This window comes from Streptomyces sp. NPDC002476, from assembly GCF_042889785.1.
GTDB lineage: Bacteria > Actinomycetota > Actinomycetes > Streptomycetales > Streptomycetaceae > Streptomyces.
The window spans coordinates 117,966-124,694 of the sequence record NZ_JBIARH010000023.1; the positions used below are offsets into that span (position 1 = coordinate 117,966).

General features: G+C 66.6%; 9 protein-coding genes and 2 pseudogenes. 3 read left to right on the plus strand and 8 right to left on the minus strand.

All coding sequences use genetic code 11. The features are described 5' to 3' along the window. Nucleotides 1-213: 213 nt before the first annotated feature. The 5 genes from ACFYXM_RS24575 to ACFYXM_RS24595 all read right to left on the minus strand — a co-directional run bounded on the left by ACFYXM_RS24575 (nt 214) and on the right by ACFYXM_RS24595 (nt 3,794). On the minus strand, nt 214-1,368 hold the full coding sequence (locus ACFYXM_RS24575; RefSeq protein ID WP_389292377.1) for an MFS transporter: 1,155 nt from the start codon (nt 1,366-1,368) through the stop codon (nt 214-216). Nucleotides 1,369-1,542: 174 nt separating this feature from the next. Continuing rightward, nucleotides 1,543-2,124, minus strand: coding sequence for a DUF6262 family protein (locus tag ACFYXM_RS24580; protein WP_389292361.1), 582 nt, complete (start codon nt 2,122-2,124; stop codon nt 1,543-1,545). A gap of 1 nt (nt 2,125) precedes the next feature. Next, nucleotides 2,126-2,662, minus strand: a complete 537-nt coding sequence (locus ACFYXM_RS24585) for a hypothetical protein (RefSeq protein ID WP_389292362.1) — start codon at nt 2,660-2,662, stop codon at nt 2,126-2,128. Continuing rightward, nucleotides 2,662-2,997, minus strand: a complete 336-nt coding sequence (locus ACFYXM_RS24590) for a hypothetical protein (RefSeq protein ID WP_389292364.1) — start codon at nt 2,995-2,997, stop codon at nt 2,662-2,664. Before ACFYXM_RS24590 ends, ACFYXM_RS24585 begins: the two co-directional genes overlap by 1 nt. Nucleotides 2,998-3,035: 38 nt before the next feature. Then, the gene (locus ACFYXM_RS24595; RefSeq protein WP_389292365.1) at nt 3,036-3,794 is read right to left on the minus strand and encodes an integrase core domain-containing protein; all 759 of its coding nucleotides are present in this window, start codon (nt 3,792-3,794) and stop codon (nt 3,036-3,038) included. A gap of 116 nt (nt 3,795-3,910) precedes the next feature. Here ACFYXM_RS24595 and ACFYXM_RS24600 point away from each other — a divergent pair. Next, nucleotides 3,911-4,399 (plus strand): annotated as a pseudogene (locus ACFYXM_RS24600) (Ku protein); the annotation flags it as partial. Nucleotides 4,400-4,950: 551 nt separating this feature from the next. On the opposite strand, the gene ACFYXM_RS24605 reads toward ACFYXM_RS24600, so the two are convergent. Next, a complete protein-coding gene (locus ACFYXM_RS24605) occupies nt 4,951-5,133 on the minus strand; it encodes a hypothetical protein (RefSeq protein WP_389292367.1) in 183 nt (60 codons plus the stop codon). Nucleotides 5,134-5,180: 47 nt separating this feature from the next. Then, complete coding sequence (locus tag ACFYXM_RS24610; protein WP_389292369.1) at nt 5,181-5,540, minus strand: transposase; 360 nt, start codon at nt 5,538-5,540, stop codon at nt 5,181-5,183. A 201-nt stretch (nt 5,541-5,741) separates the two neighbouring features. Between ACFYXM_RS24610 and ACFYXM_RS24615 the strand changes: the two are divergent. Then, nucleotides 5,742-6,077, plus strand: a pseudogene (locus tag ACFYXM_RS24615) (IS3 family transposase); the annotation flags it as partial. A 205-nt stretch (nt 6,078-6,282) separates the two neighbouring features. Continuing rightward, the gene (locus tag ACFYXM_RS24620) at nt 6,283-6,480 is read left to right on the plus strand and encodes an IS3 family transposase (protein WP_389292379.1); all 198 of its coding nucleotides are present in this window, start codon (nt 6,283-6,285) and stop codon (nt 6,478-6,480) included. Here the strand turns inward: ACFYXM_RS24620 and ACFYXM_RS24625 are convergent. Next, the coding region (locus ACFYXM_RS24625; protein ID WP_389292371.1) for a transposase at nt 6,389-6,729 on the minus strand (341 nt) is incomplete at its 5' end. The two genes, ACFYXM_RS24620 and ACFYXM_RS24625, sit on opposite strands and share 92 nt — an antisense overlap.

The window sequence follows — 6,729 nt, forward strand, 5'->3', positions numbered from 1 at the left end:
GCGGCTTCGTCCGGGCGGTAGAGGTGCGTCGGCCCCGCGCCACCACCACGATCGGAATACAGGAAGGCCGCACCCGCGGGAGGTCCCGCATGCCGGCGACGATCTGGAACGGCGCCATCAGCTTCGGCCTGGTCACAATCCTTATCTAGATCTCGCGCCTGTCTTCGCAGGTCAGATGGGCAGGACTGGCTAAGAGACGTATGGTCAGTCTCGTCAACGCAGGTCGTCAACCGAACATCGGCCGCGGGAGACTAGAAGCAGGCTGCGAGATAGCAGCCGACCACCGAGGAGTACTGCGCAGGCCCCGACGGTCAGCAGCCCTCCGGCGAGGAAGGTGCCTCGCACTCCGGCAAGCGGTAGGACCAGTGCCCCGAGTGCGGCGCCAGCCGCAATGCCGGCGTTGTAGGCGCCGGAGTTGGCCGCGAGGGCGATATCCGTGCGGCCCGGTGCGCAGTGCAGCATCTCGTTTTGGGCGACCATGAACACCGGTCCGAGCGCACCGCCCATCAGGATCAAGAACATCACCGCCGTCACCCGATGAGTGCCGACCGAGTACAGGCCGAGCATGCCCACTGCCTGCGTGGCCACGGCCGTGAGCAGCGCAAGCTGCGGGAATCGGTCCAGGACCGCCCCTGTGATGGTCACCCCGGCCAGACAGGCGACGCCGAAGAGCACCAGCAGGGCGCTGACCGTGCTCGGCGAGAACCGGCTCACGTCGCCCAGGAACTTCACGATGTAGGTGTATCCCGCGAACGCGCCGGTGGCGGACAGGGTCCCGGCCGCCAGCACCGTGCCGAACCGCCGCACGTCGGGACTGGTCGCGTAGGCTGCGGGTTCTTCTTCCGGACGCGAGGTCGGCAGCAGAGCGGCGATCGTCACCAGAGAGACGAGCCCCAGAGCCGCCAGCATGGCGACAGGCACCTGCCAGTCGCTCTGTCGGCCCAGCCAGGTCCCGGCAGGAACGCCGAGTACGAGGGCGAGTGAGCCGGCGATGGACAGGGCCGCGACCACGCGCCCGCGGACCTCGTGTGCGAACAGGCCCACCGCGACTGGCCCCATCACGGCCCAGAACAGCGCCTGGGCGAGCGCGGTCAACAGCCGCGCCGCAAGGAGCGGCCAGTAGGAGGTGGCCAGTGCCGCAATGACACTGGACAGGACCAGCGCGGTCAGTAGTCCTGTGAGCACATGACGTCGAGGCATGGTCCTTGTGACGTGGGCGAGTGGCAGAGAAGCCAGGGCCACTGTCACGCCATAGCCGGTAACCAGGAGGCCGACCGCTGACACTGACACCCGAAGGCTTCCCGAGATGAGCTCCAGCAGGCCGACCGGCAGGTTCTCCGCCGTGTTGAAGGTGAAGGCGGCCAGCATCAGGGCCAAGAGCACCGCCGACCTGTGCCATGGAGCTGGCTGCCGGGTGACCTTATGGACTCTTCCTGCTGTCGTTCGTTGCTCCTGCTCAGCGGCCCCGTCCATGGAACTACCTCACCGGGCGCGCCGCTCCCGCCGCAACCGAATTCATCTGCAACAGCGGCGCTCAAGTGATCAAGCGTGGTCTTCAGGACCGTTCGGCCCGGGTTCGAGAGCACGCTCCCGGATCATCTGCCGCAGGCTCGTGCGGGTCGCTGCCAGGTCTCGCTCAAGCTCTTGGACATGATCGATGAGGGGCCGGAGCTGGACCAGCTCGTGTTCGAGCTTCCTGTTGGCCTCTGTGAGTTCGGTGATCCTTTCGGTCAGTTTCCTGTTGCTGATCTGGTCGAGCTGGTGCCCGAGTTGCTGCCGCATAGCGTCCCGAAGCTGATCGCGTTCCGCGCGCAGTTCTTTGATCTCTTCGCGGGCCATGGCCAGGTCGGCGTGCAGGCTGGTGGGCCCTGCTCTGCGGCCTTGAGGTGCTGCGGTGACGGGCGTCTTTTCCTGTCGCTGTATGGCTGTCTGGACATGTTCGCGGACGCCCTCTGCGTAGACGAGCCAGGTCGACACGTTGGCAGCGCGGGCGACGGCGGCGAAGGAGATCGGTTCACCGTCGTCCAGCATGAGGCGGATCGTGTCCAGTACCCGTTGGCGTTTGAGGAGGCTGGTGTTCCGCCGGGACTCGGCGAGGACTTCGGCGGGGGTGCGGGCAGCCATCTCATTTTCCTGTCTTGGAGACCTCGGTCAGAGGGAGGAGCTTGTGGTCGCCGCCGGCCCGGACGCGGCGAAGCACCGCAGCAGCGTCCTCCAGCTCAGACCGTTCGTCCTCGGGCAAGGCCGCCATGCGTTTGCGCATCTTCGTCGCGACGTCTTCGTAGGAGGTGATCTGGGCGGTGAGGTTGTCGATGACGAAGCCGGCCGCGTCCATCGCCATCGCGCGCTCTCGGTCCGCGCGGAGGCTGTTGGCGTGATCTTCGATCGCTGGCAGGTAGGACGGGTCGGGGCGGTAGAAGCCGCAGCCGGAGCATTGGAATCGGATCGGGCAGGACTGACCGCCGGCCTTGACGTTGGATGGCTCGGTACAACCTCCGAACGGGACCGCGACCGAGCGTTGTTCGTAGGCCCTTGAAGAGCAGGGCGCCGAGCTGCCGTGTCGGTCGATGACCATCAGGCTGAGTGTCTTGACGGCCTGGCGCTTGCGTTCGAAGGAGACCCGGTAGTAACCCATCGTGGTCTTGGGATCGTCGTGGTCCATCAGGTCGCTAGGACGTCAATCGGGGTTCCGGCGTCCGCATGCCGCTGAGCAAACGAGTGCCGGAAGGCATAGGGGAAGATCAGCGAGCGATCGAACGGGATGATGTTGCCGTCTGCGTCCAGCGCATCGCTGTCCAGGGATGGGAGTGAATCGACCCAAGCCCGGAGCCCGGCGCTGAAGTTGTTGCTGGTCAGGTGGTCGAAGCCGCTGTTGTCCGTGATCGCAGGAAACAGGTAGGAGTCACTGACCGATGGTGCTTCGAACCGGTCCCGCGTTTTCTGCCATGCCGTGATCGCCTCGACTGTGGAGGAAGTGATCGGCAGTCGGCGGCGCATCCTGCGGCCTTTGAGCCGCCCCGGGTTCGGTAGAGATCTCAGATTGTGATTGTGACCTGGGGTTTCGTGGATTCCATGTAGTAGTTGGCTTCGTACTCGACGGGCGGGACGTGGCCTATCTCACCGTGGAGCCTGCGGTGGTTGTACCAGTCGGTCCACTCGGCGGTGGCCAACTCGACCTGGGCGAGCGACTTCCAGGGCCGCCGGGGCTTGATCAGCTCGGTTTTGTACAGGCCGATCGTGCTCTCCATCAGGGCATTGTCGTAGGCGTCACCGACCGATCCGATCGAGGCGGCGATGCCGGCGGCGTCCAGATGCTCGGCAAGCCGGAAACTCGTATATTGCGATCCGGCATCCGAGTGGTGGATCAACTCGCCTGGCCGCACCGGATGTTGGTCTCGGTCACGTTGCCACACGGCCATCTCCAGGGCGTCCAGGACGAAGACCAACGCGGCGACACGCTCCGACACCCAGCCTGGGCCCACCCCGAACCGAAGGAACTGCGTCATCGTGCCCAGCACGGCGTTCGCCGAGCCGTCCTTGCGATACCGGACGACGGGCCGACCTCTTCGGCCCCGCACCGGCAGCGGCGCGCTGACCAGCCAGTTCCGGAACCTCAGCAGATTCTCGAAACCTGGGTCCGACCATGACAAGGCTCGTTCATCACACCAGGTCAGGTACAGAGCCAGACGGCACGCGTAGCTCCGCTCGGTGTTCACCGACCGGCCCAGACCACGTACAGCGTCCAGGTACGCAGTCGACTCCGGATGCAGGCGGAACTGCTCGTCCACCACCACCCATGCCACTCTTGAAGGGCCAGCTACTGTCGCTCGCTCGGCATGAAAGATCACGAAATGCCTAACGAGCCAGACCTGCCAGTGACCTATCAGATACCCGTCAGCCACACAGACGAATGAGCCCTGACCTCACGTGCCTCACCCCGAGAAACCACCTACAGATAACGATCCCCGTCCGGGTCTCGGCCGCGACCGAGGACCGCTCGGTCAGGTTCCACCAGGTACACCTGGCCGACATGGGCCGGATCCGCACCCGGAAGGTCTGCGAGATCGACGGCGAGGTCCTGGCACAGGAGGACATCGGCAAGGGCTACGAGCTCACCCGGGACCAAGTCGTTCCAGTCACGGACGAGGAGCTCGACGAGATGCCGCTGCCCACGGCGAGGGCGATCGAGATCGTCGCGTTCGTCGACCGCGCCTCCATCGACCCGGTGCGGTTCGACGACAGCTACTACCTCGCGGCCGCGGGATCCGCCGCTGCCAAGCCATACACGTTGCTGCGCCAGGCCCTGGGGCGGGCCTCGAAGGCCGCGGTCGCGAAGTTCGCATGGCACGACCGCGAGCGTCTCGGGCTGCTCAGCATCCGCGGCGAGGCCCTCGTGCTGTTCGCAGGCTGACGATCCCGGCGTCTCCGCTGACCCGCCGTCCGGACAGCTGCGCCAAGTCGCGAGCGCCAGGATCACGAACACAGAGTGGTCGGGCCCTCCGCTACTCGCATCACGTTTGTGTGCCCGCCCAAGGCGGTTCCGCCGCAGGCCCGACTGGAGTAGCCGGCCGGGTGTTGGTCTGCTGTTGTCCGTACCGTCGGGCGTGGGTGCCCTGACAGGACGGCGCTCTGGTTGGCCCTACGGTCACTTCGCACGCCCCGCAGGGCCAACCTCGTTGCCCTCAGCCACCGCCGCGGAGGTTGCCGCAGTCGCCATCGGCGTCGCCAGGCCGGAATCCCAGCCGCCGCCCGCTGCATGCCGTCCGTTCGTCGGCTGGGCTCGGCCGACGAACGGCATGCGCTACAGTTGATCTTGCCGCAACTCACGGCGGCTGACATTGCGTTGGTGGTCCAAGGAAAGACGCCCCGCTTCCTGCGGGGAAATGCAGGTGCAAGGCCTGCCCGGCGCTCGCACACGAAGCCCTTCCCTCCACCGGGGGAAGGGCTTCGTCACGTTCCCCCGCACGCCCTGGAGGAGTAGCCGGCGGTCTTCCGCCCGATGACGGCCGTCGCGATCGACACGTCCGGGCGGCAACCGGCACCGCGGATCAGCGGCTTGAGGGCGAGGCTGTCGTGCATGTTCGCGCCGGACACTGCGACTGCGAGCGGGATGCCCTGGGCCTCGGACAGCACGTGCAGCTTGCTGCCCTTCTTGCCGCAATCGACCGGATTCGGCCCGGTCAGCGACCCCCCCTTTTCGCCCGCACCGACGCGGCGTCCACGATCGCCGAGGCCCAGTCGATCTCACCCCTGGCGCCGAGTTCGTCCAGCACCGCCCGGTGGAGCCGACGCCACAGCCCCGCCCGGGTCCACGCGGTGAACCGGCGATGCGCCGTTGCGGGCGACACCCCGAACGTCTCCGGCAGATGCCGCCAGGCACACCCGCTGGTCAGCACGTACACGACCGCCGTGAGCACAGCCCGCTCGTCACACGGAGCAGTCCCGCCGCCCTGCGGACGGGAGTTGAACGACGGCAGCAACGGAGCGTGCAGTTCCCACAACCCGTCAGGAACCAGCCGCTGCGGCAGATCAGCACTCACGAAGAGACATCATGCCGCAGCTCACGCCATCACCACGTGAGACAACCTTTAAGATGCTGAAGCGGCAGATGTTCAGAAGGTAGGCACGACCCGCTACCGTTACCGAGGTTCGATTATCCCGGCTCCCTGGCCCACCGCGGGATGAAGATATCCAACACACGGTCCATTTCGGGGCTTGTGGAGAGCCCGGTGCATTGAGAGGTGCCCGCCGGGTTCGGGAAGCGGTCCGGGGAAACGGGCCGGCCGAAAGGCCGGAACCGCGCCCCGGGCCGACTTTCACCGACCCGACCCGGCCCAGGTGACGGCGCTCATCCACGAGCATCCCTGCCTGGGGTCGAGCCCGTACTCCGGGAACTGCACATCGCCTCCTCCACCTACTACCGCTGGCGCCGCGCCGAGAAGGAGCCGTGCGAACGCGACTGCCGGGATGCCGAGCTCACCGAGCAGCTCAAGGAGATCCACGCCGACTCCGGCGGCGTCTACGGCTCGCCGCGCGTGCACGCCGTCCTCGGACGCGAGGGCGTCCGCGTCGGGCGCAAACGGGTCGAGCGCCTGATGCGCGAGGCCGACCTCGCGGGCGTCAGCCCACGGCGCAAGGGCTTCACGCGCCGCGATCCCAAAGCCAACCCTGCACCGGACCACATCTGTGAAGCTGACGACTCGCCTGTTGCGAGCGAGAGTTCAGGCGTCCATGGGCTCGGTCGGGGACTCCTACGACAATGCCCTGGCGGAGAACCTGTGGATGGTCATCAAAACCGAATGCATCCGTGGCCGCACCTTCACCACCCGGGCCGAGGCCAACCTCGCGCTCTTCGAGTACATCGACGGACCCTGTTGCCCAATTGGTCTCATGCCGCAAGGTCGAGTGCTGCCAGGCGGGACGTACGTGTGCGGGCGAGGGGCGTTTCGTTCCACCAGGCGTCGAGACGGATCAGATTGATGGCGGTAGCTGTGAGGATGTGCGCGAGACGTGTCTTGGCTTGGCCGATGTAGCGGGTCCGCCGGGCTCCGGCAGCAGCGACGGCCTGGTGGATGGTGCCTTCCACTCCGGCACGTGCCGCATACCGGTCCTTCCACTTGTCCGTGGCCTGCTCGGCGCGGACGCGTTCCAGCAGTGCGTCCTGGTCCTGGGGACGGACGGTGAGCTGCCGCCCGTACTTGGTGGAGCGAGTGCACTGGTCTCGCACGG

What these genes read in the sequence shown, in the direction of transcription:
- ACFYXM_RS24575 (WP_389292377.1), bottom strand. Translation starts at nt 1,368, where the DNA reads ATGCTGGCCGCCTTCACCTTCAACACGGCGGAGAACCTGCCGGTCGGC.
- ACFYXM_RS24580 (WP_389292361.1), bottom strand. Translation starts at nt 2,124, where the DNA reads ATGGCTGCCCGCACCCCCGCCGAAGTCCTCGCCGAGTCCCGGCGGAAC.
- ACFYXM_RS24585 (WP_389292362.1), bottom strand. Translation starts at nt 2,662, where the DNA reads ATGGACCACGACGATCCCAAGACCACGATGGGTTACTACCGGGTCTCC.
- ACFYXM_RS24590 (WP_389292364.1), bottom strand. Translation starts at nt 2,997, where the DNA reads ATGCGCCGCCGACTGCCGATCACTTCCTCCACAGTCGAGGCGATCACG.
- ACFYXM_RS24620 (WP_389292379.1), top strand. Translation starts at nt 6,283, where the DNA reads ATGGTCATCAAAACCGAATGCATCCGTGGCCGCACCTTCACCACCCGG.